Below are 24,082 nucleotides of genomic sequence, written 5' to 3'. Positions count from 1 at the left end.
AAATATTCCTAAAATCATATCGGAAATATGAGTGATGAAATTTAATAACCAGACGATGTTAAGCATCGTGACGATCGCTGTTTTTGCAGTGTTAGGGCACTGGAATTTTTGGTCAGAAGGTGTCTATGCGCTCGGCTTCAATACTACCGCTTTTTGGTTTGGTCTCGGCGGTTTGTTATGGGCAAATAATCCTTTGCTAAGGTGGAAACGAGACTGGGTATGGGTTGTGCCATTAGCGTTAATGGCGATGAGTTTTTCACTCTATGAAAACCCGTGGTTAAAAATCATTACCTGCATCGTGCTACCCGCATCAGTTGGGGTTTTTTACGCATACAGCCAACTAACTAATGGCAAGCAAAGCTTCTGGGGATTACAACTGCTAAAGACTTTAGTTAAGCGTTGTGTCACGCCTTTACGTCATCTCGGTGAGGCGGTTTATTATTGCAGAAGTCGAATTGCTTTTGTTAAAGGCAAGCAAGACAAAAACTTAAACAAACGTATCTTCAAAGGGTTGTTATTACTCGCGCCATTAGCCGTATTTGTGGTGATATTACTAGGCTCGGCGGATGATAATTTTGCATCGCTAACGTCCGATATATTCATCAACTTCTTTGGCTCATTGAACTTCGCCATGATTGCTAAGGTGCTGTGTATTGTCATCCTGTGTGTGCTGTTGTTAGCCATGCTTCACGCTTGGAAATCACCTTTTGAGTTTACTGAAGAGAAGGTCATTATTTCACTCGACGACGTGGTGGTTGGTATCGTGATGGGAGGAGTGCTGCTGATTTATGGTCTGTTTTTATGGCTGCAACTGGACTATTTATTGATCGGCAGCTTGCCTGAAAGCTTTACCGCTACTGAGAAGATTGTTAAGTCGGGCTTTTGGCAGTTGTTCTTTCTAACGATTCTAAATACTGGGTTGTTCTTTGCTGTTTATAAAAACACGGGCGCTGCTGCACAGATTATCTTGCGTGTGTTTATCGTGGCTTCTGGGTTATTGCTACTGTCAGCTGCTTGGCGCATGGGGCTTTATGTTTACTGGTATGGCTTCAGCTACGAGAAGTACTTTGCTAGTTACACCTCGTTATTTGCATTGTTGGTATTTGCCTATCTTCTCGCTGCAAGCTTTTCAAAAGAACGCAAAGATGTCTTCAAGTTTATCGCGTTTGCAGCACTTTGTAGTTACGGCGTTGCCACCGTCACCCCTGTAGAGCGCATCATCTTTAATACTAATGTCGCATTGTCACAGTCAAGTGATAGCCGAGTCGGGCTGTATGAGTTGAGACAAATGTCTGCGGATATTTTGGGTGATGTGAAAGGCTTAGTGAATGACGCTGAGTCAGCGGAGCGGATAGGTGTAACAGAAGTACAAAACTGGAAGAGTTGGGTCAATAAGCAGGAACGTAAGCACTGTGATCGTGCTTGGTATGAGAGTAATTTAAGCTTGGTATCTGCTTGCCCTTAACGTGACTATTGGTTACTCAAAACTGGCTATCGCGTTTCTATGAAGCTCGATGGCCAGTGTTACACGTGTTGCTAGTTTTCAAAAAAGTGACTGACATCTTCAAACACTAAACTTTCAATCCACTCAAAATCACTCGTGTTGCGAGTTACCAATGAAATGCCATGATCTAGCGCCGTCGCTGCGATGAGTGAGTCACCCAATGACATTTTACGTTGTTGTCTTAGCGCTATTGCCTGATCCACAATCGCACGTGACATTGGCAGTATCGTTGCAATATTAAATAGATGCTCTAGCGACTGTGCGTCTTCAGCGGGTAAACGATGAAAGCCAAGTACTTCCACTAGCGTCGTTTCAGCGACGGCAAAGTGTTGTTTCACCAGCCAATTTAGAAGCTTTTTATGCTCGGGTAAAATGGCATAAATAAAGATGTTGCTTTCAACGAGTAGCATTGAGACTTCCTAAGTGTTTACTGTGACGGATATTAGCAGAATCATGAGGTGAGCGTTTATTTAGGCGTATACCTTTTGAAGGTATTGGTGATCATTGATAATAAGTAGAATATAGAGGTGTATTATTGATTTTGAGATACTTAGAATGGTATTTTTAGTTTTATTACTCAAGTTTGTTTAGTTGAAGGATTTTTATGCAAAATATGATTGGTTGTAGCACAAAGTTTGTGAGAACTTAAGAAGTACCATAGTTGTAGCATCTCTGCTCGTATTACACGTACTAAACAAGAGAAAGGTTTATGTCACTCATAAAGCAGCCAATAAAAATATTATTAGACAATAATGTGCTGAGTAATGCGGAATATGCAGTGAGAAGCACTCAAGAAGTAGATTTAGGCTTTCTTAATGGGTCTAAAGATGTCATTGATGGCTTTAGGAAAAAGCCACAACTTTTAGATCTTGACCTCCAGGAAGAAGTAGATGCAATTTTTACGATAGGCCTTCTGATAAAAGAAGGGAAAATAGTCCCATATACTTCAACGGAACTCATCTGGGAAAGGTCTAGAAGAAGACCAACAATTGAGCAATTTAATGCTTTACGTGGTTGTGATATTGCAACATGTCCATCTCCGATAGAGAGAAGTAAACTTAAGCATACAATCAACTTTAATGAGTATGTTCTGAAGGGTGGCAAGAAAGATAAGAAGCGAAATGAAAATGTTAGTAACTTCAATCAGATTCCGTTCTTTGTAGATCTAAAATTTATTAGGGATGAATCAGTTAAGTTAATTTTAGAAAATGCTAATGTAATAGGTCTCACAAATTTTGAGAAAAAGAGTTTTGAAGAAATTGAGCACTTCAAAGACCTTTGCAATCAGCTTCAAAGTGATGAAAATTTACCTGATGCATTTCATGTTTGGACAGCAGAGAGAAATGACTTGGATGTATTTCTTACCCTAGAAAAAAGACTTACAAACTCTCTAAAAAATAAAAGTAAAAAACTTAAAATAGATGTAGAAGTGCTTAGACCAACAGAACTCCTCAAGAAGCTCAATATAACACCAGCTAAAGTGCGAATGAAGTACGACCATTTCTATTCATGGTTCGATACTGAAAAACACACTTAGTGAATATTTTCAAAATGAAACAGTTAGAGAGTGCTGTGATAGTTTTGAATTTTAATAAGCAATAAAAAGATGCTTAGTAAACTTAGTATCAATTTATAAAATATGAAATTGCTAAATGATCATAATTCTAGTGCTTTTCAGCATGCGAATTATCGGTAGAAGGGCTTCACGAACTAACTGCTCTATAGGAAGAAATCACATGTCTTTACGTATTAATGATGTAGCTCCAAACTTTGACGTTGTAACAGCTCAAGGCACTATCAACTATCAACTATCAACTATTACGAGTAGATTGGTGAGTGCTATATAATCATCTTCTCACACCCAAAAGACTTCACGCCAGTATGTACAACTGAGCTAGGTTACACTGCAAAGCTAGCACCTTAGTTTGCTGCACTTAATACTAAGCTTATCGGCTTGAGTATTGACCCAGTTTACAACCACCAGGTGTGGGCTGAAGATATCGAAGAAATACAAGGTACAGCTGTTGGTTTCCCAATAAGCGCTGGTCGTAACTTCGACGAGATCTTACGCGTACTTAAAGCAATTCAGGTTGACGAGAAGCACGGCGTTGCAACTTCAGTAAACTTGGTTGACGGTGATGATTTTTTTATCGACTATTGACACACTATAAAATCCTGCATGCCTGCTAAGCTAAGAAAATTTACAAAGTACTTAATAGTTTTAATTTCATGTATTGCTAAGTGAGAATGTAGTATTTTTATGTAAGTACTTTGATGAGTTTTCTGCACTTTTTAGGTCGTACAAACCCTGGACGTGGATGACGCTTGAGGAGTATCTGCAGAGCAAGGCTTATTCTGAGAGTTTGGAAAATTACTAAGCTCATCTACATACAATTATCAAATCTAAATTAAGTGGTTAATAGCGATGAATATAATGCAACTTCGTGCCTTTAAAGAAGTGATAGTCACAGGTTCAGTTTCTAAGGCGGCTAATAACTTATTTAGAACTCAGCCTGCCATTAGCTCTCAAATAACGAGTTTGGAAGCAGAAGTTGGCATGCCTCTGTTTGAAAGACGTGATGGTCGTCTATATCCCGTCCCAGAGGCTCAGTTTATTCTTGAAGAAGCCACGAAGATTCTAGATCAAATCGAAAACCTAGAAAGTAATGTCGAACGCATTCGTAACCTTGAAATCGGTCGAATTAATGTTGTTGCGATGCTTAGCCCTTCAATATTCTTTCTGCCTCAACTAATCAGTCAGTTTGTAAAAGAGCGTGAACATGTCGATGTATCATTGTTTTCTCATAGTTCTCAGCAAGTGCAGCAGCTCGTGTCGGCGCAGCGTTATGATGTCGGTATTGCCGATTTTTTACCGACTGAAAATACAGGCTCGTCTCTAATCAACCATGAAAGAATAGACTACCAATGCGTCTGTGCTGTCCCTGCAAATGATGCTTTAGCGTCTAAGCCTTTTGTCACTGTCGAAGACCTTCATAACAAACCGCTAGCGGTATTAGCTGAGTCCCATGCGATTACTAAACAGTTGTCAGATCTATTTGAAATGCAGACACTGACCATGGTGAAACGGTTTGAAACACAGTATTTTTTGCCGCAACTGACCTTTGTGGAAAATGGCTTAGCGTGTGCCATTATCGACCCTATTACTGTCGAAAATTACCGCAATAACTGCGCTAAGCAAGCAAGTGTAGTCTTCCTTCCATTTCGCCCTGAAGTCACTTTTTCCATTACGATTGTTACGCCATCCCACATGCCATTATCAACGCTAGCAACTACTTTTGTTGCATATCTGCGAGAAGCCTTACTCAGCCTAAAATAAAGTCAAAAAAACTCGGGTATAACCAAAAGCTTTAGGGTGAAAGGAATTACTAACTTGTCTTTCCTGACCCGCTAACTCTATGATTTAGTTAGTTGATCACAGAGAGCGAAAGCTATGTCGAAGCGAACTCATGTTTTAGTTATTGGTGCAGGTATCATCGGTTTATCATCTGCGGTATGGCTGCAACGAGCAGGCTATAAGGTGACTATTATTGATAAGCAGGCACCGGGAGAAGGTGCTTCTTTTGGGAATGCAGGGGTATTAGCTGGTTTTTCTCGCTTACCATTTACGCGTTTCTCAATGCTAAAAAAAGTACCTAAGATGCTAATGGATCCTGAAAGTCCTTTAGCGATAGCACCTAGTTACGGCTTAAATATGAGTACCTATGGTTGGCATTATTACAAGTCATGTTTTAAATATGAGCAAGGTCGTGATTCGCTGACGCAAATACAGATGAAAGCCTTCGATGCTGATCAGACGATTTTGAATTTAACAGGTGCTCAATCGTTTATACGCAGTGAGGGAAGTTTCGCCTTGTATTCGGATGCTGAAAGTGTCGAAAACGCAAAAACAGGCGATATGCTTGAGCGGCAGCAACAAGGTGTAAACCTAGAGTTTATGGATGCAGTTCAGATCCGTGATATGGAGCCTAAGCTTGCCCCTTTTTATGCAGGCGGCGTTTATTACCCTGATACTCAATTTACGGTTAGCCCGATCGATATTAGCCGTAGTTACGCAAAATATTTCCAAGAAAACGGTGGCGTGATTGTTCAAGACGAGGTGAGTGCGGTCAGTGATAATGATGAATATATAACCGCTCATACGACACAAGGTGCTCAGCATTTTGATAAATTAGTGATTGCGGCAGGTAGTGCATCAAAGCGATTGGTGGCTCAGTTAGGTTTAAAGCTTCCCCTAGTGAGTGAGCGTGGCTACCACGTCATGATAAAAGATAATGATGAAAGTATGCCCTTAAACCGTCCCGTTGCTTGGTTAGACAAATCTGTCTTTATGTCACCGATGGACAAAGGACTTCGTATTGCGGGTATTGCTGAGTTTGCAGATATTGATAAACCGCCCGTGCAACGACAACTTGATAATATCAAACAATCAGCAAAAGTGATGATAGGTGGTGATTTAGAATTCACTTCAGAATGGCTTGGCAGCCGACCATCAACCCCAGACTCAGTACCAGTGATTGGCCCGATGGCAAATCATCCAAATGTTGTTTTAGCATTTGGTCATAGCCATATCGGGCTAACACTGAGCGGAATTACTGGTCGTCTAGTAACAGAGATAATTGATGGTGTTGAGCCATCGGTTGATTTAGCTGGATTCTCACCAGAACGTTTTAGCTAATAGGCTAATCAAAATTAAGCCATTAACGGCAAGTAGGAGAAGTAATGAGTAAGCGAGTTACCAAAGGCGGACTTAAAATTGATGCAGGTTTATATGACCTGATAAATAGTGAAGTTTTGCCGGGTACAGGTATCGATGAAGAGACTGTTTGGCAAGGTTTAGCGTCTATTCTTGAGTCATTTAGCGGGCGTAATAAAGCCTTATTAATTAAGCGAAATGAGCTACAGACAGCGTTAGATAACTGGTACGTTGAGCGACAAGGACAGGCAATTGATACCGAAGAATACCAAGCATTTTTAAAAGAGATAGGCTACCTAGTCACTGATGAGGTTGCGCCCTTCAGTATTTCACCGAATAAGGTCGATGACGAGATAGCCTCTATTGCAGGTCCGCAGTTAGTAGTACCCGTGAATAATGCGCGTTTTGCATTGAACGCGACAAATGCTCGATGGGGAAGTTTGTACGATGCTTTGTATGGCACTAATGTCATCCCGTTCGCTAAAGATAAAAAACCGGGCAAAGCGTACGACCCGATACGAGGCGGTCAAGTTATTCAATGGGCGTCTGAGTTTTTAGATAAGGCAATACCATTGGCAGATGGTGTTCATGCAAATGTATCTAACTACGAGTTCAAGGTGGGACAGGGTGTTGGTTCAATATTGGCTGAGCTAGTGGATGGTTCAATCACTCAGCTTAAAGATCCAGAGAAGTTTGTTGGTGTTGCTGAGCGTGATAATACTCAGGTGTTGTTATTTAAAAATAATGATCTTCACATTGAGCTATTGCTTGATCCTTCAGAAGAGACTGGCAAAGCAGCATTAAAAGATGTACTGCTTGAGTCAGCCATTAGTACGATTATTGACTGTGAAGACTCTGTGGCTGCGGTCGATGCACAAGACAAAGTAGTGGTTTACCGTAATTGGTTAGGCCTTATGAAAGGTACATTGGAAGAGAAGTTTGAGAAAGGGGGACAGATGATCACGCGTAGTCTGAACCCAGACCGAGCTTATGTAACCGCTAATGGTGCGGAGTACAACCTATCTGGAAGAAGCCTGCTACTCGTTAGAAATGTTGGACATCTAATGACCACGGACGCGGTACTTGATAGTAATAATGATGAAATACCAGAAGGGGTTTTGGATACCTTAGTGACATCGCTCTGTGCTGTTCATGACTTGCAAAAAAACAGCGTATTTCAAAACAGCAAAAAAGGTAGCATTTATATCGTTAAGCCTAAGATGCATGGGCCTGAAGAAGCAGCGTTTACTAACGATTTATTTGCAGCAGTTGAGAATGTGTTAGGGCTTGAACCATATACCTTAAAAGTCGGTTTGATGGATGAAGAAAAGCGTACTTCAGTTAACTTAAAAGCTTGTATTCATGCAGTTAAGGAGCGATTGGTATTTATCAATACAGGCTTCCTTGATCGTACGGGTGACGAGATTCATACCTGTATGCAAGCGGGCCCTGTGTTACCTAAAGCGCTCATTAAAGAACAATCTTGGATTACTGCATACGAAGATCGTAATGTGGATATTGGCATAGAGTGTGGCTTACGAGGTCAGGCACAAATCGGTAAAGGTATGTGGCCTAAGCCCGATGAAATGCTAGAAATGATGGAGACTAAAATGGCTGCGCCAATGTCAGGGGCAAACTGTGCATGGGTGCCTTCACCAACGGCTGCAACGCTTCATGCTACGCACTATCATCAAGTAAATGTTGTTGATAGGCAGGCTGAGTTAGCGACACGAGAGAAAACAGACTTAGCGCCATTGCTAACAGCACCATTACTTAATGGGATGGATTTATCTGAAGAGCAGATCCAGTTTGAATTAGATAACAATGCGCAGGGTATTCTTGGTTATGTTGTGCGCTGGATAGATCAAGGGATTGGCTGCTCTAAAGTACCTGATATCAACCATGTGGGCCTAATGGAAGATCGGGCTACCTTGCGCATTTCAAGTCAGCATTTAGCCAATTGGTTGTTTCACGGTATTTGTTCTGAAAGCCAAGTAACAGAGTCGTTAGAGCGCATGGCTGCCGTGGTAGATGGTCAAAATGCTTCAGATGCAAACTACAAAAAAATGTCGCCAGACTTTAACTCAAGTATCGCCTTTAAAGCCGCTTCTGCACTAGTTTTCCAAGGCTGTGAGCAGCCAAATGGTTATACCGAACCGCTACTTCACGCAATGCGTCGTGAAACTAAAGCTTAAATAATATCACCTCAGTTTTAAGGAAAAAGACATGTTATCTGTTAACCGTTTAGACCAAGCCGATGCACAACTACTCATTCAAGGTGCCCGTGAAAAAGCCACAAAAATAGGTATTCCAATGTGTATTGCTATTACTGATGAGTCGGGCTCTTTGGTTGCTTTTGAACGCATGGATGGCGGCAAAGTAACCAGCATTACCATTGCTCAGGATAAAGCATTTACAGCTTCAGCAGCACGTAAAGCGACTCATGAATACAACGAAGCTTGTGTACCTGGAAGCCTTGTCTTTGGTATTCATACGGCACTGGCTGGAAGGCTTTGTATCGTGGGGGGTGGACTACCCATTTACGTTGATGGTGAGGTTGTTGGCGGTATCGGTCTAAGCTCTGGAACGCCTCAGCAGGACATGAGTTGCGCTAGTGCTGGAATAGAGTATTTTTTAGCTGAAACAAACAGCGCTAACGATTCTGTCTAAATAAATCTGTAACCATCAAAAAACTTGTTTCTGTACCTTTTTGCAGTGTTACATCTGCATTATAGTAAGCTTAGATTCAGCAAAAGTAAGACCCGAAGGGCACCTGATAAGTGCCCTAAACACTACTAACTACTGGAGAGCAAAATGAATAGACGTGACATATTAAAAGCCGGATTGGCAAGCATGATTGCAGCAACACTACTTACCACAAGCAGTGCATTTGCAGAGACAACTATGAGTACCTTAGAGGCTGTTAAAAAGTCAGGAAAACTGAGAATTGGCGGTGTGACGGATGCTGCACCAACGTTTCAGAAGGACTTACGCTCAGGCGAGTGGAAAGGTATGTTCATCGACATTGGTACTGCGCTTGCTAAAGACCTTGGTGTTGAGTTAGAAATTGTCACGACGACTTGGGGTAACTCAGTACTTGACCTACAGGCGGATAAAATTGATCTGATGTTTGGTCTAAACCCAACGCCAGCACGCGCAAAAGTCATTAATTTCTCTAGCCCTGTGTTTAACAATGCATTCACCTTAGTTGCTAACAAAGACTCTGTGTTTGAAACATGGGAAGACTACAATAAACCAGAAGTTAAGATCGCTGTTGATGCTGGTTCTGCACATGACGCAACAGTGACAAAAATGCTGCCAAAGGCGACCATTTTGCGTTTTGACAATGTGAGTGAAGCGTCTATAGCATTACAGTCTGGTCGAGCCGATGCACAGTGCTTTGTATTGATGTTGAGTCTTCCTGCGGTAAAGAAAAATTCCCGTTTAGGAACAGTGGTTGCACCATCACCGGTTCAGTACACAACCTCTCATGCAGGCTTCCAAAAACGTGATGAGACTAGTCTTGACGACTACGTTAACGATTGGCTTGCGAAAAATAGCGAAAGCGGTTTCGTAGATGAGACAGTTAAACGAAATATGTCTTTAGTCGGTGTTACAGCAGAAGACTTTCCTTCTAACGTAAAATTTTAAAATACTATAGGACCTAAAGACTATGTATGAATGGGATTTTTCATCTGTTTGGGAGTATCGAGATCTCCTACTCAACGGCTTAGGTCTAACGGTTATGCTAGCAGTGGCAGTTGTCATTGCTGGCATGATACTAGGGACAATTAATGCAATCGGTAGCCTTTCACGCCATTTTGCATTTCGAGCTATTTCAATATCAATGATTGAGCTATTTCGCTGCACACCACTGCTGGTTGCGTTGATTTGGTTTTACTACGCGTTGCCCATCTTAATTGGCGTTGAAATTTCAGCGATGATGGCAGCGTTCTTATCGATCAGTTTGTATGGTGCTTCTTTTTACTCAGAAATAATACGTGCGGGCATCCAAGGTATTGACCCTGGTCAACGCGAAGCGGGTGAGGCGATTGGCTTAATGCCAGGACAAATTTTACACCGCGTTATATTGCCTCAAGCCTTAAGAAAAATGATTCCACCACTGATGAATCAGTCGATCATTAATCTTAAAAATACCTCGTTAGTATCGGTATTAGCGATTCCTGATCTGTTGTATCAAGGCAAGCTTATTGCCCATGAAAACTTCAGACCATTAGAGGTGTACACGACAGTTGCATTGCTTTATTTCGCGATTCTGTTTCCTTTAACCATGCTGGTTCGACATCTAGAGTCGAAGCACGGCGTAAAACACTAAGGATGCCAGTTATGATTAGAATTGACGCTATCGAAAAACGATTTGATGACTTAGTGGTGCTACGTAATATCACGCTTCGTATCGAAAAGGGCGAAGTGGTTGCTTTGATTGGGCCGTCAGGTTCAGGTAAGTCTACGCTGCTACGTTGTTTGAATTTGCTAGTGCCGCCAGACAATGGCCGTTTAGAAATTGGTAAAAACCGAATGGTGTTTGGTGAGTCTAGCGCAAAACTGAAACCAAAAGACTTGGCAGTGTTTCGTCAGAAAACAGGGATGGTATTTCAACACTTTAATCTCTTCCCACACATGACGGTACTCGACAATGTCATGGAAGGCCCGAAAACTGCCCTTAAGATGGATAAGATCAAAGCAAGGGAGCTTGCAATAGCTCAGCTTGAGAAAGTAGGTCTGAGTGATAAGGCTGATATGTATCCTTCATCTTTATCAGGTGGCCAAAAGCAGCGTGTTGCCATTGCCCGTGCGATTGCGATGGAGCCAGATGTGATGCTGTTTGATGAAGCAACATCCGCGCTCGATCCAGAACTAGTAGGTGAAGTACTGTCGGTCATGAAAGAGCTAGCGAATGAAGGAATGACCATGATTGTTGTGACTCATGAGATGGCCTTTGCTAGAGAAGTTGCTAACCGAGTGGTCTTTATGAGAGATGGAGTTGTGGTTGAAGATGGACCGGCAAAGCAGGTGATAGATAATCCACAGGATGATCGTACTAAAGCGTTTCTCTCTCATTTTCATGCAGAGTCATAATAATATTACGTTGTAAGGATTAACCATGAGCGCATTGTCACAGTGGATAGAGGACTTTGAAGGTAATGAAATGCCAGAAACCATTATTACTTCTGGTAAGGGTGGCTGGGTCAATATTCAGGGGAGCAAGCCTGCCTATGAAGCAGTGTCGGGACATAGCTGCTTAAACTTAGGACATGCACACCCTGAATTAGTGAAAAGCATGACGGAGGCAATGGAAACATTGTCTTATTGCTCGCCAGAGCATTTGAGTCCAGCCAGCATTGCCTTGTCAGCTAAGTTAGATGAGTTGTTAGGTGGGGACTTCATGACAAAGTATTCACTGAGTGGTTCGTCTGCCAATGAAACCGCACTGAGTATCGCTAGACGACGCTGGCGCGCATTGGGTAAGCCTGAAAAGACGGTGTGTTTATCTTTGGATCGTAGTTACCACGGTAATTTAGGGCAAGCGCAATTTGTGACAGGCTTTGAGGCCTTTCGCGTCGAAGGTAGGCCTGATAGTCCTGAGTTCATCCATGTCTCAAGTGCGCGTAATGCGGACACTGGCGCGACGTATACACTAGATGAAATCGAGCAGCAGCTTGAACAGAGTATTAGCACGATAGGTGCTGATAAAATTGCGTGTTTATTCGTTGAGCCAATCGGTTTTGCGGGTGGTGTGATCGTGCCACCTAAGGGTTATCTTAAGCTACTGCGCACCTTGTGTGATAAGCATGAAATAACGTTGGTGGTTGATGAAGTCATCACTGGCTTTGGACGCTCAGGTACGTGGTTTGCTTTTCAACAGGAGGGTATTCGACCTGATATTGTGACAATGGGCAAGGGTATAACTGCTGGTTGTTTCCCTTTGGCTGCGGTGTCGGTTGATAAAGCGATATATGATGATTTGAGGGCACATAAAGTGCCACTTAAAATGGTTATTACCATGGCTGGGCACCCTGTTGGTTGCAGTATTGCGTTGAAAGCGATCGAAATTGTTGAGCGTGATGGTTTATGTCAACAGGTCACGGTTAATTCTCAATTAATTCATGCTAAGTTTGAGCAACTTATTCATCAACCAACGATATTTGAAGTACGCGGTTTTGGGCATATGTGGGCGTTAGAGTTTTGTGAGTACAATGGTCACACCGCACCTCATATTGCTGAGAAGGTTGCGCAACAATGTCAGGAGAATGGCTGTATTGTGGCTGCTGCGGATGGTGTTATACGTATCAATCCTCCCTTGAATATTAGTGTTGAAGAGTGTGACGGGATGCTTTTAGCGATCGTGGAAGCGGTTGAGCAGATTTCACATGAATTGCTAATCTAGTCACTCCTGTGCTGAAAGTACGCTTCAATTTCTGTATAAAGTGATTTCTATGAGTACCTGAATCGGGAAGATATTAATGCCGAGTGTTGAAGTTGTAGCAAACTATATTCAAACCGATAGAGCTTCTAGCACGCCTTTGTTTATGCAGATTAAGCAAGGGCTGGATAAAGCGATTAGCGCTGGATACTTTCAAGAGTCAAAGCTGCCTTCGACACGTAACCTCGCGGATCAATTAAGCGTTAGTTTAAATACGGTACTGATGGCTTATGATGAGCTGGAAGCGCAAGGCATTGTCTATACAAAGCCTCGCTCAGGTCGCTATGTAAACCCTGAGATAGCGGTGCAACAAACGGTCACGGAGCCACCGGCATCTCGAGGAAAATCACAAGATTGGATGCGTCGTGCGAAAAACACAGCGACACCGGGTAACCCAGCGCAAGTGAAGCGCTCGACCAATGATTCAGAATTACTTTATCCCTTTATAACCGCCTCAATCCCAAAAGATAGTTTTCCTAGCTCTGCTTGGATTAAAGCGTCTCGTGAAGCTTTACAGGCTGAGAGCCGCTCATTTAGTTTGTATGACAACTTTGGTGCTGATGATCCGTTCTTGGTAGAAAAAATTATCACTGAGGTTTTGGCGCCAAGGGGGATTGTAGCGTTACCTGAGAATATCATTCTCACTGCGGGTACTCAGCACGCTTTGTATCTCATCTCTGAGTTGTTAGTTAAAGAGGGAACGCCGGTTGCGGTGGAAGACCCTGGTTATCCTGATGCACGCCATACTTTTCTTCGTGCGGGTGCTGCGATTGCGCCAATCGGTTTGGATAAAGGCGGAATTAAATTAGAAGATATTCCTGACAATACCGAACTTATCTATACGACGCCTAGCCACCAACTGCCTAGCAATATCAGCATGTCGACACCTAGAAAAGGGCGCTTACTTCAACTAGCTAAGCGTTTAGGTGCGTGTATTATTGAAGATGATTATGATGCAGAGATGAGGTTTGTTGGACGTTCTTCACCGCCTGTTGCATCACAGGGTTTGGATAATGTTATTTATATTAGTGGCTTTTCAAAATACCTTGGGGCTGTTTGCCGTATCGCCTTTATTGTAGCGCATGAGGAAGCTATCTCTGCACTAAGAGATATTCGTCGTTATCAGCTGAGAAATTTATCAGGTCATGAGCAGCGTACACTGGCACATTTCATTAAAAATGGTGGCTATGACCAGCAAATACGCACGATGCGGAAAGTGGCAAAACAACGTTGGCAAGCCTGTCAGCGATTGATTGCAGAATTGCTACCCGAGTGGACAGTGACAAAATCAACCGGTGGGTTGAATTTGTGGGTTGAGCTGCCTGAACCGATAGATACGAAGACGCTGGCAAAATCGCTGCGAGAGTACAGTGTTGTGATTGAGCCGGGGCTGGTGTTTTTTGCGGATAATAAGCAAGGGGGACGGTTTATAAAGTTGGGCTTCGTTTTGTTGAGTGAGGAGCAGTTGCGTGATGGCTTGTTGATTATTCGTGATGTGCTTAAGCCAAAAAAAGCCCAAATCTAATGATAAGGGCCCATTCAATTGATGTTTAAAGTCTTTTAATGAGAGCAGTTCAAGCTTTCTATGTGCCGCTTCTTTCACAATCAACTAATCGGGATAAACCTAAGGTATTTTCATCTTTTAGCTCATCTGTAATCATCGCATTGGATACTTCCACACCTGTTGGTCAGCCGTTAAATATGGTATAGCCAATTTAATCATGTTTTCGATATTTAGTATCAGTTTATAAGATATTAAATTGCTGAATGATCATAATTCTAGTGCTTTTCAGCATGCGAATTATCGGTAGAATGGCTTCCACGAAATAACTGCTCTATAGGAAGAAATCACATGTCTTTACGTATTAATGATGTAGCTCCAAACTTTGACGCTGTAACAACTCAAGGCACTATCAACTTTCACGAGTGGATTGGTGAGAGCTACGCAATCATCTTCTCACACCCAAAAGACTTCACGCCAGTATGTACAACTGAGCTAGGTTACGCTGCAAAGCTAGCACCTCAGTTTGCTGCACTAAACACAAAGCTTATCGGTTTGAGTATTGACGCTGTAGACAACCACGACGCTTGGGCTAAAGACATCGAAGAGACTCAAGGCTCTGCTGTTGGCTTCCCAATGATCGCTGATACAGACCTAAACGTTGCTAAGCTTTACAGCATGCTAGAGACTGACGAAGAGTCAGGCGACGCACGTACAGCAGCAACTAACGCAACAGTACGTACTGTATTCATCATCGGCCCAGACAAGAAAATCAAGCTAATGATGACTTACCCAATGAGTGCTGGTCGTAACTTCGACGAGATCCTTCGCGTACTGACAGCGATTCAGGTTGGCGAGAAGCACGGCGTTGCAACACCAGTAAACTGGGTTAACGGTGACGATGTAATCATTCCACCAACAGTGTCTGACGATGCTGCTAAAGAAAAGTACCCAGCAGGCTTCAAGACTCTTAAGCCTTACCTACGTTATGTAAAGCAGCCTTCATAAGCTGTTATTAGATAAGGGATTCAACGCTGTTTGAGCGTTGTTTCAAAAAGGTGTCACTGTTTTTAGCGGTGACGCCTTTTTTTATGGAATTTTTTCACGTATTTTTCGTCTATACTGGAAACAACTAGATCCCCCAATCTAAATAACTAAAGAGAATTCATTATGCGTCGCCTGTTAATGTTAACAATCTTGCCACTCGCTCTACTGAGTTTTAACGCTCAAGTAGCAAGTGCTGCCGACAGTGAAATGGAAGGTTTCTTTGAGCGGATGAGTCCAATACGCGAAGTGATTACTGACCGTGCTGACAGTGCACCTGCACAGATATTTGCTTATAACTCACTTGAACGTGCGTTAAATAGCGAGATGGAGCGTGCATTTAATCTTGTAATGACGAAAATGAAACCGTCGCAGCGCGCCAAAATGACTGAGTCACAGCACCTATGGCAGAAGCAGCGCCAAAACGAATATGAGTGGATGGATCGCGCTTATGGGCCTGTTGAGCCACAGAGTAAAGAACATCTGCGTATTGTTGAGCTTCGAAGCTTGATGATGAATGCGCGAGTGATGCAGCTATATAGTTACTTAGATACCTTGCCGGACGCCAGCGCTATCGCAAAAGCTAAGCAATCGGGTGGTGGAGCTGCTGTCACTGATAATGGTCTTAAAATTGCAACGATTATTGGTTTTTCACTGGGTGAAAATGCGTGTTTCTTAGACCTGAAAGATGAGAAACGTAAGTCTTTTACGGAAGTATCGTCGAGTGCTTTTTGTCAGCGTGAAAGTCAGTTATTAGATAAGAAAGTAGCACTGACTTATAAGCTTGGTAGTGTATCAGGTGCGACCTGTGCGGTTGAGAATGTGGACTGTGCGGAGAACAACATGTTGGTTATTGTTAGCGATGCAAAAATCATTCGACCAGTGCGACGTCCGTAATATGGCACAAGCAACAATACCCGCAAGTTACGTTAAGCACCTGTTGGCGCAAGTTCGAGAGCAGGGTTATAGCACCAGTGAATTGATGGCCTATGTCGGCATCGACCCTGAAGATGTGCGTCAGTCTAAAAGCATATCTGCTGAGTTATTCAGTGCGTTGTATTTGCGTGTGATGTACATCGCACAAGACGAATACTTCGGCATGATTAGCGTGGGCAAAGTACCTAACGGTACGTTCCGCATGATGTGTTTAGCGATTATTCACAGTCGTACTTTGGGTGAAGCGATTACCCGTGCCAGCGACTTTCATGAGATCTGTCGTGGCGCACGTATTAAGCCGGACATGGTACGTCGTGGTCGTTATGCCAAGGTGTCGTTTTCTACATTAAATAGCAGTGACCCTGAAAAGTCTGAGGCGTTTTTTAACAGCCAGTCACCGGCAGAAATCACCACGTCTTTGTCCATGTGGCATCATTTTATAAGTTGGTTGATTGGCGAACGAGTGATACTGAAAGCGGCTTATTTCAAGTTTTCTGAGAAAGAGTCACTGTCAAATACCCGATCACGTTTCCGCTCAGATGTTAAGTTTAAGCAGCATGGCAATGTCATTGTATTTCCATCACGCTATTTGGACTACCCGATTGTACAAAACGAAAAGACACTACACGCCTTTTTGAAAGCTGCGCCTTACCAGTTGTTGGTAATGGTCGGGAGTGAAGACAGCAGCTTGCGAGAGCAGGTCGTTGCACTGATCGGGCGTGACTTTAGTTTAGCGCCACCGAGTGCTGAGCAAGTCGCTAAGACGCTGAATATGTCGGTGTCGACACTGCGACGTCGTTTGCTTGAAGAAGACACCACCTACCAAAAGATTAAGGATGACTGTCGTCGTCAATCGGCTATTGATTATATGAACTCACCACAGCTATCGATTACTGATGTGGCTGGATTGATGGGCTTTGATGAGCCATCGGCGTTCTTTAGATCGTTCAAACGTTGGACGGGGATGACGCCTGGGGAGTATAGGCAGAGTGATGCTTATTCGGAGAGCTTGGCGAGTCATTAGCGGATAATGTTAACAGAGATTTATATCTAACTTTTAACTAGCCAACACCCACACAAGCAGAGTCTCAAATTATGAAATGCCCAAGCTGTAGAATAAAGGCGATTAACTTTATCACTTGGGCTCAAGGTCTTAGTGCCTTCAAAACTAACTGTTCAAACTGCAATACTGCTTTGAAAGCCAATGCTTTGGTCTATGTAATATTACTTTTTACCCTAATCGCAACTTTTTCCTTCTTCCCCTATGTTGAGGGAGTTGTGGGCTATCTAGGTTTAAGTGATATTAATTCAAAGCTGAAAGTATTCGTTCTCATCCCCGTGATTTTGTTGGGTGCAGCGTTGGCTTGGTTTTTTGGCGGCTACAAAATCAGTAAAAAACAAAGTTATTCAAAATAAATGAATTCTTTTTGAAACTATTTCCTCCGACGCTTCGTGCCTTAAGTTGTAAGCCAATTTATTAAGCCGCGGAGGCACCATGAAAACTTTAATCTCAACACTTAGCGTAGCAGCACTTATCACTATCAGCGGATCTGCACTAGCAGGTAGTCATTCAATGGGTGAGTCTGATGCTCATAAAATGGAAATGGCTGCTGAGCTTGTTATGAAGGAAGGCACTGACCATGCAATGCATGACATGACGCCATCTGTAATGGCAGAAGATCAGTCAGTGGCGAATGGTATTGTGAGCGCAAAGCAAATCGTCGCAGGTGAGAACGGCTGGTTAGTCGTACACCGTACAGATAGCACGATGAAGCCGGGCCCTGTGGTTGCTTACGCGCCGCTACGTATGGGTAAAAACAATGATGTTGTGGCTATTCTTACTGAAACTGTGAAGCCTGGTGAAATGCTAATGCTGATGGTTCATGCAGAGAAAGGTGGCATGAAAACAGGTCGCTTTGAATACACGCTAGGTGCTAAAGAAGATGGCCCGATTAAGCCAAACGGTAAACTGGTAATGAAAGTGATTACTGCTAAATAAGCAGTTAGCTTAAGTTACTCGTAACACACTAAGCTAATGTTTGGCTCTCTCGCTTTGCGTATGAGAGCCAAACTAAAAATGCGATGGGTCTTCTAACTTGGGCATAGTATTAGGCATAGCAGTTAACACTGCCAGCCAACCAAAACGCATTGAAATGACTCAAAGTAAAATACCGACTTTCAAACGCCTCAACACCTCGTAAATCTTGCTCTAAAGTACCCTTAACAGACTGCGTCCAACGCCCGTCGCTTGGTATCAAACTATACGTCGCTGACGCTGCGTAAAGTAATGTTATCTGTCGCCAGTTGTATCCGTCCTGCGCTAGTAAGGGCGCATAAGGGTTACTATGTGGCAAACTGACTTCAGCAGTCACCGACTGCTCACCAGCAAGGCTAAATGGCAACACTTCCCAGTCATTATCATTTACAAAAGACACGATACCAGCGAGTAAGCCGAAAGGCAGTGCCACTAGTATGAGTAAGTAGCGTTTGAGGCGACTCCTCGAGCCTTGTACGACGGCTATGGCAACAACCATAACCAATGCATGAAGCAGCATCACATTTAACAGTAGTGCAGGGTAGATCAGCGATTTTATTGAAAACATGAAAAACACGTTTTCAGTCAAGGTAGTCATGTAGCCTGCTAAGACAATAATAGGAAAAAAACTCACTCGCCAAGCTACCGCTGCAATCACAAGGATCATCGTTATCCTAAACCAGCACTCGGTGCGTAACAGGTTATAAATTACCACGGCCAATACACCACAGACACTGGCCAGTGAATAGGCGTAACACAGCGATGATAAGTTAAGGTGTTGCTGCTGATCGAGTAGAAAGCCAATCCCGACTATCCAACAAACAAGAAGCGACGACAGACTCCAAGTCATAAATGGTTGAATCAATAATTGCTTGATCGCATTCATTAGATGACTCGCTTGTGCGTTGTATAACCTGCTGCGTCTAGGCGTTTAGCCAGTTCGGGTAAGTGGCACGTTGGTACTTGTGGGTAGAGGTGATGCTCAATGTGGTAAAACATATTGTAAAACACCAAGCACTTCCACTGAGAGCGTAACGTACGCGAGTTGTCCCAGCTTTCATGGTCACAGTCGTGATGCACCGTCCAAACTGCAAAGAACGCTGAGAAGCAGTAAGCCACCAACATCAATACGCTGTGAACTTGAAGGAGCTCGTTATCCCACCAAAACCAGATAGTACACAGCCAAAGTATGTTGGCGAGTAGCTCTAATTTGATCCAACGTTTTTGTGTGCCTTTACTTCCTACCAGCGCTGCCTTATGAGTGTGAATAGGGAAGAGTGGGCCTTTATATAGTGTCTCCCAGAAGCCTTGTTTTGCAACTGCACCTTCTACGTCTAGCGCTGTTAGGCAGTGTCTGTGGTGTAACAAATGCGTGTATTGCACGGCATGTAGTGACCCCAACATGAGCACGCTCAAGACAAACATAACGCAGTCAGTCACGAGCTTAGAAAGACCAAGGCAATAATGAAATGCGTTGTGTGTGACACGCAACCCCGTCAAAAAGAAATAGAAAGCCGCGATGATCGTTACCGGATACCAGCCGTTGCTCGTCGCCCATAGTGATAAGGCTAACCACGGTAGCGGTAGTGATAATTCTTTAATGATTTCCCAGTGCTTATAAGCACGTAGGTCAGCCCAAGAGACGTTGGGTTTTGTAGGGTTAGCGCTTGTATGAGAGGTCATTTGTACACCTTAATAATTAACGATTTAAGGAGTTTAAATGACCTCTGAAAGGTGAGGCTTCCTGAACTATAGTTATGTAATAGTTTTATTAAAAATCAATGACTATCAGTGTTTTAGCATTATTCCAGAAAGGTAATATTGGAATAAATAAGTCATTAAACACCGCTTAGGAGTGTCTTCGGGTTAGACGCAGTCGGTACTTGGCAAACAGGTTATAAACACGTTCCATTAACGGCAGTAATAAAGGTGTGTGTTTAATCACGGGCACTATTCGTCGGTAGTAGGGTAAGTATTGCCATGCCGTCATAAAGCCTGCGACACCCGTATGTAGTTGTTGTGACTCGTCGGCAACGTGTATCCGATCCATTGCTTGTTGGAAGGTGATCCCTGCATCTTCTAGTGCCTGTTTATCCTTGTTGATATCAACCCATCTAATCGCTTTAGAGACGTCAATTTTCTGCATCAGCTTCACTTCTTTTTGGCACAAAGGGCACTCGCCGTCATGGTAGACCGTCGCTTTTGGCGCTGCTGTATTTGTTTCAATATCCATTTTAATTTCTCTTTAGGTGTTTGGAACAGTGTGAAGCGGCAAGCCTTAAAAGACTTCCTAAACGATAAGTATGGGATAACTCTATTTATAACGCATTTAGTATCAATAATTTAGTGGTATTCCAGAAAGATAATAGTGGAACAGTTTCATTGGCATAGCCCTTGCATCTGATAAAGGGTCTGGTGTTGAAGCTTGTTAGATCGCTATTTATCTAAGATCTTCATCCCAATATGTATCCAGTGAAAACTGCACGCACGGTTATGGTGCTTGTGGTCTAAATGATAAAACCAACCTATAGGAAATAGTGATGAATAAGCTAGAAATGACTGAAGTGATCATGGCAACTAAGGCGGCAAAAAACACAACGTGGGGAGAGATTTCTAACATTGTTGGCATGTCTGAGGTATTTATTACATCTTGCTGCCTTGGTATGAACAGTGCGCCAGAGGCAGCTGCTGATAAATTATGTGCATTTCTAGGTTTAGGCCCAGATGTTTCAGTGGCACTACAGGCGATTCCTAGAAAAGACTTTTCTACAGAAGCACCGACAGATCCATTGATCTATCGTTTTCATGAGATTACGGGTGTTTATGGCGACACGCTTAAAGAGCTTATTCATGAAAAATTTGGCGACGGCATCATGAGTGCGATCGACTTTGAGTTGAGTGTAGATAAAGAGAAAAACCCTAAGGGTGATCGTGTCGTTGTTACTATGAATGGTAAGTTTTTAGCTTATAACCAGTGGTAAAATGAGCTGGGGTGATGGCTTTGTGGGGGCTTCCCACTTGGCCACATTTAGCGGGCTAAATTGAGAGAGTTGTTTTACCGAGAAATAGGTTTTAGGTTGTTTGAAATTATAACAAAAAGTGAATAATTATAGAGGTTTGAAACCTGATAATAGGTCACTTAATTGTCAATTATGGCGTTTAAAATGATATAGTTTAATGACTTATAGCGTATTCCTAGAGTGCACTACCAAAAAAACAAGGGTTTAAGACCTTGTTAATGAACTGTTATGTTTTAGGAGATTGTGTGCAGGCATCAATGACTGACATAGAAAAAGTGTCATATTTAAAAGTAGACTCTTTTGATGATCGAGTTATTCCAATGCAGCCATGCTACTTGGGTGAATCAAATTGGGAAGCATGGATTTCGACTGAGAAAGGCTTGCTGCCCATGAAAGTAGTCGACGTGGCTGATGCGTGTTACTTTTCTAAAGAGCCTGCTAGTTCGACAGATATCCACATAGGCTTTATCAGCTTAATAATCAAGAGAGCTTACTATAAAGATCTAGTCCATTTTGAAAATGGAATTCTAGAAGACATAAATAATTTATCTGCTAGCGTTACTAAAATAAACCTCTTTCATGAAATTTGGCGCAGTGACAATAAAAAGGTTGCACGCAGGTTTGTAACCACAGAAATGGAGTATATTTTTAAGGTCTGTAGGAGCCTATTTGACCTTCTTCAAGAAGTTATAATGAAGATATGGTCTAGGTTTAAGTATATTGATACTAGTCTCACAACTAAGAAGTTGAAACCAACGTTTTCCAAGATGGTATTCTTCGATAACAAGCTTTCTACTGCTGAAGAGTTGGCCGAGAGGTTTCAAATCCCAATGGCATTAGCCGAGTTTTACGGACGAAATGGGATGTTCTTCTCATGGCTTAGATCATATAGGGACAAAATCTCGCACGGTGGCAATAGCATACAGTCTCTATACATAATGAATGATGGGTTTGCCATATCCACTAAAGTTGAGCCGTTCAGGGATCTACATATTTGGAAGTCTGCAGATTTGAAGCCAAATGGGCTTGGTTCTGTTCGATCTGTTATCTCTTACGCTATCCTCAATACCTTACATGCGCTAGAGGATTTTAGCTCCGTGATCCAATCAATAATGAAGCTGCCTCCAGATATCGCACCAGACCATGAAGTTTATATACGGGGTGAGAACTTGGAGATTCTGTTAGAACTTCATAAGTACGTTGAAGATGAGGCGTGGGTAAAAATATAATAGGCGACATTTTGCCGGACTGGTTTTCCGCTACGCTCCAAACCAGCCGCAAATGCGGGCGTTAGCTAATCACTGGGGATTTATGATTAAAATTAGAAATTATGAAACTAGGGATGCTGCTATTACGTGGGCTATTAAATTCAATACGATCCGGAATATTAACATTCGAGACTATACCGTTGCTCAAACAAAAGCATGGGCTCCTGATAATTACGATATGAAATTATGGCAGAAACGCGTAAGTGATATGAATCCTTTCATAGCTGAATTGAATGGCAAAGTTGTTGGCTTCGCTGACTTACAAAATAATGGCTATATTGATCATTTTTTCTGCCATTCAGAATATCAAGGCATTGGTGTGGGGCGAGCATTGATGGAACATATCTTTGCAATCGGAAGTTTAGAAAGAATTTCACGCTTTTATTCAGAAGTGAGCCTTACCGCTCGTACATTTTATGAGCACCTTGGCTTCAAAGTAGTTGAGGAAAAACATTTTGAAGTTCAAGATGAAAAGCTGACGAATTTTGTCATGGAAAAAATTAACTAACAAGTTAATCAACTGGGTATATTACGGTTGTCATCATTTTTGCAAAAGAAAAGGTGCAAAAATAATACCAACCTACACGCCAGTTATTAAGGCGTAATATTGCCGTGTTACCCACAAACTAAAATTAGGAGAGGAATATGACAGATTGCATCACAATCTTTTTTGACGCTTGGCAAATTCAGGAAACTGAGGCACGACTTACTCAATTAAATAGCTCTGTGACAGAAGCTATACAGTACGATGATCCTCGTACATCCGAAACTGTAAATGGTATCGCAGCATTAAATAACTATTTAGGCATGTTTACCGCAAATGCCCCAGGTTGGTCAGCAAAAGTTATTAAGACTGATACGGTCGCGGGTGTCACTCGTGCCACCGTGGCATTCGGAGGAATGGGGCCTGATGGCTCAGAACAAGTTCAACTCGGTCAGTATTTTGTGGAAAAAGACGGAGACCTAGTATCCCGTATGGTGGGATTTGTTGGTACTGGTGAGCAAAATTAAATTTGTTCTTCAGTGCGCATAACAAACCGCTACTGTAGTGGCACACTAAATTTGGCCACCTGATTAGAGGTGATAAACTCACTTTAACTAAGCAGGTGTAAATATGACAAAACGAACCAGACCAACCTACTCACCCGAGTTCCGCCTTGAAGTTGCTCAAGAGGTCGTCGATAAAGGGCGCAATGTTAAGGACGTCTCAGAGAGTTTAGGATTAGGAAAATCGACGGTCGATAAATGGGCAAGACAGCTTAAACAAGCGCGTAACGGTCAGCTTTCTAGCGCTGCACCACTGACCTCTGATCAACTTAAAATTCGTGAGCTTGAACGTAAAATCAAACGGTTGGAAGGCGATAACGACATCCTAAAAAAGGCTTCAGCTCTCTTGATGCAGGACTCAATCAAAGGTTTGCGCTGATCCGTCAGCAGCAAGAGAGCCACAGTGTCAGCCGTTTATGTCGAGTATTGGCGGTCAACCGAAGTAGTTACCGTTACTGGTGCAAACCATCTAAAACTGTTTCACCACAACGCCTTAAACTGATCGCGGAGCTCAAGCGCTGGTTTGGCCTAAGTGGAGGGTCAGCAGGTCAGCGAAGCTTAGTTACAC

Annotated in this window: 26 protein-coding genes; 22 read left to right on the top strand and 4 right to left on the bottom strand. The window is 42.7% G+C overall.

Translation table 11 applies throughout. From position 1 onward, the window contains the following. Positions 1-34 precede the first annotated feature (34 nt). Positions 35-1,465 carry a DUF4153 domain-containing protein gene (locus DKT75_RS06015; protein WP_109822521.1) on the top strand — a complete coding sequence of 477 codons (1,431 nt, stop codon included), beginning with the start codon at positions 35-37 and terminating at the stop codon, positions 1,463-1,465. 71 nt (positions 1,466-1,536) lie between these two features. On the opposite strand, the gene DKT75_RS06010 is transcribed toward DKT75_RS06015, so the two are convergent. After that, a complete protein-coding gene (locus DKT75_RS06010) occupies positions 1,537-1,914 on the bottom strand; it encodes a type II toxin-antitoxin system VapC family toxin (RefSeq protein WP_109822520.1) in 378 nt (125 codons plus the stop codon). Between the two features lie 299 nt (positions 1,915-2,213). Here DKT75_RS06010 and DKT75_RS06005 point away from each other — a divergent pair, with 299 nt between their 5' ends. From DKT75_RS06005 to DKT75_RS05930, 16 genes are all read left to right on the top strand, one after another. Next, on the top strand, positions 2,214-3,041 hold the full coding sequence (locus tag DKT75_RS06005; RefSeq protein ID WP_109822519.1) for a hypothetical protein: 828 nt from the start codon (positions 2,214-2,216) through the stop codon (positions 3,039-3,041). Between the two features lie 417 nt (positions 3,042-3,458). Further along, positions 3,459-3,665, top strand: coding sequence for a thioredoxin domain-containing protein (locus DKT75_RS21940; protein WP_211665211.1), 207 nt, complete (start codon positions 3,459-3,461; stop codon positions 3,663-3,665). Between the two features lie 264 nt (positions 3,666-3,929). Then, positions 3,930-4,841, top strand: a complete 912-nt coding sequence (locus DKT75_RS05995) for a LysR family transcriptional regulator (protein ID WP_109822518.1) — start codon at positions 3,930-3,932, stop codon at positions 4,839-4,841. Between the two features lie 114 nt (positions 4,842-4,955). After that, positions 4,956-6,200 carry an NAD(P)/FAD-dependent oxidoreductase gene (locus tag DKT75_RS05990; protein WP_109822517.1) on the top strand — a complete coding sequence of 415 codons (1,245 nt, stop codon included), beginning with the start codon at positions 4,956-4,958 and terminating at the stop codon, positions 6,198-6,200. Positions 6,201-6,244: 44 nt separating this feature from the next. Further along, on the top strand, positions 6,245-8,413 hold the full coding sequence (locus DKT75_RS05985; protein WP_109822516.1) for a malate synthase G: 2,169 nt from the start codon (positions 6,245-6,247) through the stop codon (positions 8,411-8,413). A 31-nt stretch (positions 8,414-8,444) separates the two neighbouring features. After that, complete coding sequence (locus DKT75_RS05980) at positions 8,445-8,888, top strand: GlcG/HbpS family heme-binding protein (protein WP_109822515.1); 444 nt, start codon at positions 8,445-8,447, stop codon at positions 8,886-8,888. A gap of 144 nt (positions 8,889-9,032) precedes the next feature. Further along, positions 9,033-9,869: a transporter substrate-binding domain-containing protein gene (locus DKT75_RS05975; protein ID WP_211665210.1), complete on the top strand. Its 837-nt coding sequence runs from the start codon at positions 9,033-9,035 to the stop codon at positions 9,867-9,869. A 22-nt stretch (positions 9,870-9,891) separates the two neighbouring features. Then, positions 9,892-10,554, top strand: coding sequence for an amino acid ABC transporter permease (locus DKT75_RS05970; protein WP_109822514.1), 663 nt, complete (start codon positions 9,892-9,894; stop codon positions 10,552-10,554). An 11-nt stretch (positions 10,555-10,565) separates the two neighbouring features. Continuing rightward, complete coding sequence (locus DKT75_RS05965; RefSeq protein ID WP_146201326.1) at positions 10,566-11,318, top strand: amino acid ABC transporter ATP-binding protein; 753 nt, start codon at positions 10,566-10,568, stop codon at positions 11,316-11,318. Positions 11,319-11,343: 25 nt separating this feature from the next. Continuing rightward, positions 11,344-12,627: an aminotransferase family protein gene (locus tag DKT75_RS05960; RefSeq protein WP_109822512.1), complete on the top strand. Its 1,284-nt coding sequence runs from the start codon at positions 11,344-11,346 to the stop codon at positions 12,625-12,627. A 76-nt stretch (positions 12,628-12,703) separates the two neighbouring features. After that, entirely contained in the window at positions 12,704-14,188 is a 1,485-nt protein-coding gene (gene pdxR / locus DKT75_RS05955) for a MocR-like pyridoxine biosynthesis transcription factor PdxR (RefSeq protein WP_109822511.1), read from the top strand. A gap of 327 nt (positions 14,189-14,515) precedes the next feature. After that, positions 14,516-15,172, top strand: coding sequence for a peroxiredoxin (locus DKT75_RS05950; protein WP_109822510.1), 657 nt, complete (start codon positions 14,516-14,518; stop codon positions 15,170-15,172). Positions 15,173-15,334: 162 nt separating this feature from the next. Continuing rightward, a complete protein-coding gene (locus DKT75_RS05945) occupies positions 15,335-16,105 on the top strand; it encodes a DUF1311 domain-containing protein (RefSeq protein ID WP_109822509.1) in 771 nt (256 codons plus the stop codon). A 1-nt stretch (position 16,106) separates the two neighbouring features. Then, on the top strand, positions 16,107-17,168 hold the full coding sequence (locus tag DKT75_RS05940; protein WP_109822508.1) for an AraC family transcriptional regulator: 1,062 nt from the start codon (positions 16,107-16,109) through the stop codon (positions 17,166-17,168). 71 nt (positions 17,169-17,239) lie between these two features. After that, entirely contained in the window at positions 17,240-17,560 is a 321-nt protein-coding gene (locus DKT75_RS05935; RefSeq protein WP_109822507.1) for a hypothetical protein, read from the top strand. 79 nt (positions 17,561-17,639) lie between these two features. After that, positions 17,640-18,143, top strand: coding sequence for a DUF7282 domain-containing protein (locus tag DKT75_RS05930; protein WP_211665208.1), 504 nt, complete (start codon positions 17,640-17,642; stop codon positions 18,141-18,143). Between the two features lie 109 nt (positions 18,144-18,252). Here the strand turns inward: DKT75_RS05930 and DKT75_RS05925 are convergent, their stop codons facing one another. From DKT75_RS05925 to DKT75_RS05915, 3 genes are all read right to left on the bottom strand, one after another. Continuing rightward, positions 18,253-19,065 (bottom strand): hypothetical protein, encoded by an 813-nt coding sequence (locus DKT75_RS05925; protein WP_109822506.1) that lies wholly within the window; start codon positions 19,063-19,065, stop codon positions 18,253-18,255. Beyond that, positions 19,065-19,862: a fatty acid desaturase gene (locus DKT75_RS05920; protein WP_109822505.1), complete on the bottom strand. Its 798-nt coding sequence runs from the start codon at positions 19,860-19,862 to the stop codon at positions 19,065-19,067. The genes DKT75_RS05925 and DKT75_RS05920 overlap by 1 nt, the downstream gene beginning before the upstream one ends. A gap of 166 nt (positions 19,863-20,028) precedes the next feature. Continuing rightward, the gene (locus DKT75_RS05915) at positions 20,029-20,412 is read right to left on the bottom strand and encodes a thiol-disulfide oxidoreductase DCC family protein (protein ID WP_109822504.1); all 384 of its coding nucleotides are present in this window, start codon (positions 20,410-20,412) and stop codon (positions 20,029-20,031) included. Between the two features lie 304 nt (positions 20,413-20,716). Between DKT75_RS05915 and cynS the strand changes: the two genes are divergently transcribed. The 5 genes from cynS to DKT75_RS05890 all read left to right on the top strand — a co-directional run bounded on the left by cynS (position 20,717) and on the right by DKT75_RS05890 (position 23,893). Then, on the top strand, positions 20,717-21,160 hold the full coding sequence (cynS, locus tag DKT75_RS05910; protein ID WP_484166826.1) for a cyanase: 444 nt from the start codon (positions 20,717-20,719) through the stop codon (positions 21,158-21,160). Positions 21,161-21,444: 284 nt separating this feature from the next. Next, the gene (locus tag DKT75_RS05905; protein ID WP_109822502.1) at positions 21,445-22,428 is read left to right on the top strand and encodes a hypothetical protein; all 984 of its coding nucleotides are present in this window, start codon (positions 21,445-21,447) and stop codon (positions 22,426-22,428) included. Positions 22,429-22,510: 82 nt separating this feature from the next. Beyond that, the gene (locus DKT75_RS05900; RefSeq protein ID WP_109822501.1) at positions 22,511-22,975 is read left to right on the top strand and encodes a GNAT family N-acetyltransferase; all 465 of its coding nucleotides are present in this window, start codon (positions 22,511-22,513) and stop codon (positions 22,973-22,975) included. Positions 22,976-23,112: 137 nt separating this feature from the next. Continuing rightward, positions 23,113-23,478, top strand: coding sequence for a hypothetical protein (locus DKT75_RS05895; protein WP_109822500.1), 366 nt, complete (start codon positions 23,113-23,115; stop codon positions 23,476-23,478). A gap of 103 nt (positions 23,479-23,581) precedes the next feature. Then, complete coding sequence (locus DKT75_RS05890; RefSeq protein ID WP_109821425.1) at positions 23,582-23,893, top strand: transposase; 312 nt, start codon at positions 23,582-23,584, stop codon at positions 23,891-23,893. The last annotated feature ends 189 nt before the right edge of the window (positions 23,894-24,082 follow it).

This window comes from Leucothrix arctica (assembly GCF_003172895.1).
Taxonomy (GTDB): domain Bacteria; phylum Pseudomonadota; class Gammaproteobacteria; order Thiotrichales; family Thiotrichaceae; genus Leucothrix; species Leucothrix arctica.
Note: the sequence above shows the minus strand (reverse complement) of the source record. Positions and strands in the feature narration are given on the sequence as shown.

Bases quoted from the DNA above. Each gene is read 5' to 3' on its own strand.
- DKT75_RS06015 (WP_109822521.1), top strand. From the start codon at position 35: ATGAAATTTAATAACCAGACGATGTTAAGCATCGTGACGATCGCTGTT.
- DKT75_RS06010 (WP_109822520.1), bottom strand. From the start codon at position 1,914: ATGCTACTCGTTGAAAGCAACATCTTTATTTATGCCATTTTACCCGAG.
- DKT75_RS06005 (WP_109822519.1), top strand. From the start codon at position 2,214: ATGTCACTCATAAAGCAGCCAATAAAAATATTATTAGACAATAATGTG.
- DKT75_RS05995 (WP_109822518.1), top strand. From the start codon at position 3,930: ATGAATATAATGCAACTTCGTGCCTTTAAAGAAGTGATAGTCACAGGT.
- DKT75_RS05990 (WP_109822517.1), top strand. From the start codon at position 4,956: ATGTCGAAGCGAACTCATGTTTTAGTTATTGGTGCAGGTATCATCGGT.
- DKT75_RS05985 (WP_109822516.1), top strand. From the start codon at position 6,245: ATGAGTAAGCGAGTTACCAAAGGCGGACTTAAAATTGATGCAGGTTTA.
- DKT75_RS05980 (WP_109822515.1), top strand. From the start codon at position 8,445: ATGTTATCTGTTAACCGTTTAGACCAAGCCGATGCACAACTACTCATT.
- DKT75_RS05975 (WP_211665210.1), top strand. From the start codon at position 9,033: ATGAATAGACGTGACATATTAAAAGCCGGATTGGCAAGCATGATTGCA.
- DKT75_RS05970 (WP_109822514.1), top strand. From the start codon at position 9,892: ATGTATGAATGGGATTTTTCATCTGTTTGGGAGTATCGAGATCTCCTA.
- DKT75_RS05965 (WP_146201326.1), top strand. From the start codon at position 10,566: ATGATTAGAATTGACGCTATCGAAAAACGATTTGATGACTTAGTGGTG.
- DKT75_RS05960 (WP_109822512.1), top strand. From the start codon at position 11,344: ATGAGCGCATTGTCACAGTGGATAGAGGACTTTGAAGGTAATGAAATG.
- pdxR (WP_109822511.1), top strand. From the start codon at position 12,704: ATGCCGAGTGTTGAAGTTGTAGCAAACTATATTCAAACCGATAGAGCT.
- DKT75_RS05950 (WP_109822510.1), top strand. From the start codon at position 14,516: ATGTCTTTACGTATTAATGATGTAGCTCCAAACTTTGACGCTGTAACA.
- DKT75_RS05945 (WP_109822509.1), top strand. From the start codon at position 15,335: ATGCGTCGCCTGTTAATGTTAACAATCTTGCCACTCGCTCTACTGAGT.
- DKT75_RS05940 (WP_109822508.1), top strand. From the start codon at position 16,107: ATGGCACAAGCAACAATACCCGCAAGTTACGTTAAGCACCTGTTGGCG.
- DKT75_RS05935 (WP_109822507.1), top strand. From the start codon at position 17,240: ATGAAATGCCCAAGCTGTAGAATAAAGGCGATTAACTTTATCACTTGG.
- DKT75_RS05930 (WP_211665208.1), top strand. From the start codon at position 17,640: ATGAAAACTTTAATCTCAACACTTAGCGTAGCAGCACTTATCACTATC.
- DKT75_RS05925 (WP_109822506.1), bottom strand. From the start codon at position 19,065: ATGAATGCGATCAAGCAATTATTGATTCAACCATTTATGACTTGGAGT.
- DKT75_RS05920 (WP_109822505.1), bottom strand. From the start codon at position 19,862: ATGACCTCTCATACAAGCGCTAACCCTACAAAACCCAACGTCTCTTGG.
- DKT75_RS05915 (WP_109822504.1), bottom strand. From the start codon at position 20,412: ATGGATATTGAAACAAATACAGCAGCGCCAAAAGCGACGGTCTACCAT.
- DKT75_RS05900 (WP_109822501.1), top strand. From the start codon at position 22,511: ATGATTAAAATTAGAAATTATGAAACTAGGGATGCTGCTATTACGTGG.
- DKT75_RS05895 (WP_109822500.1), top strand. From the start codon at position 23,113: ATGACAGATTGCATCACAATCTTTTTTGACGCTTGGCAAATTCAGGAA.
- DKT75_RS05890 (WP_109821425.1), top strand. From the start codon at position 23,582: ATGACAAAACGAACCAGACCAACCTACTCACCCGAGTTCCGCCTTGAA.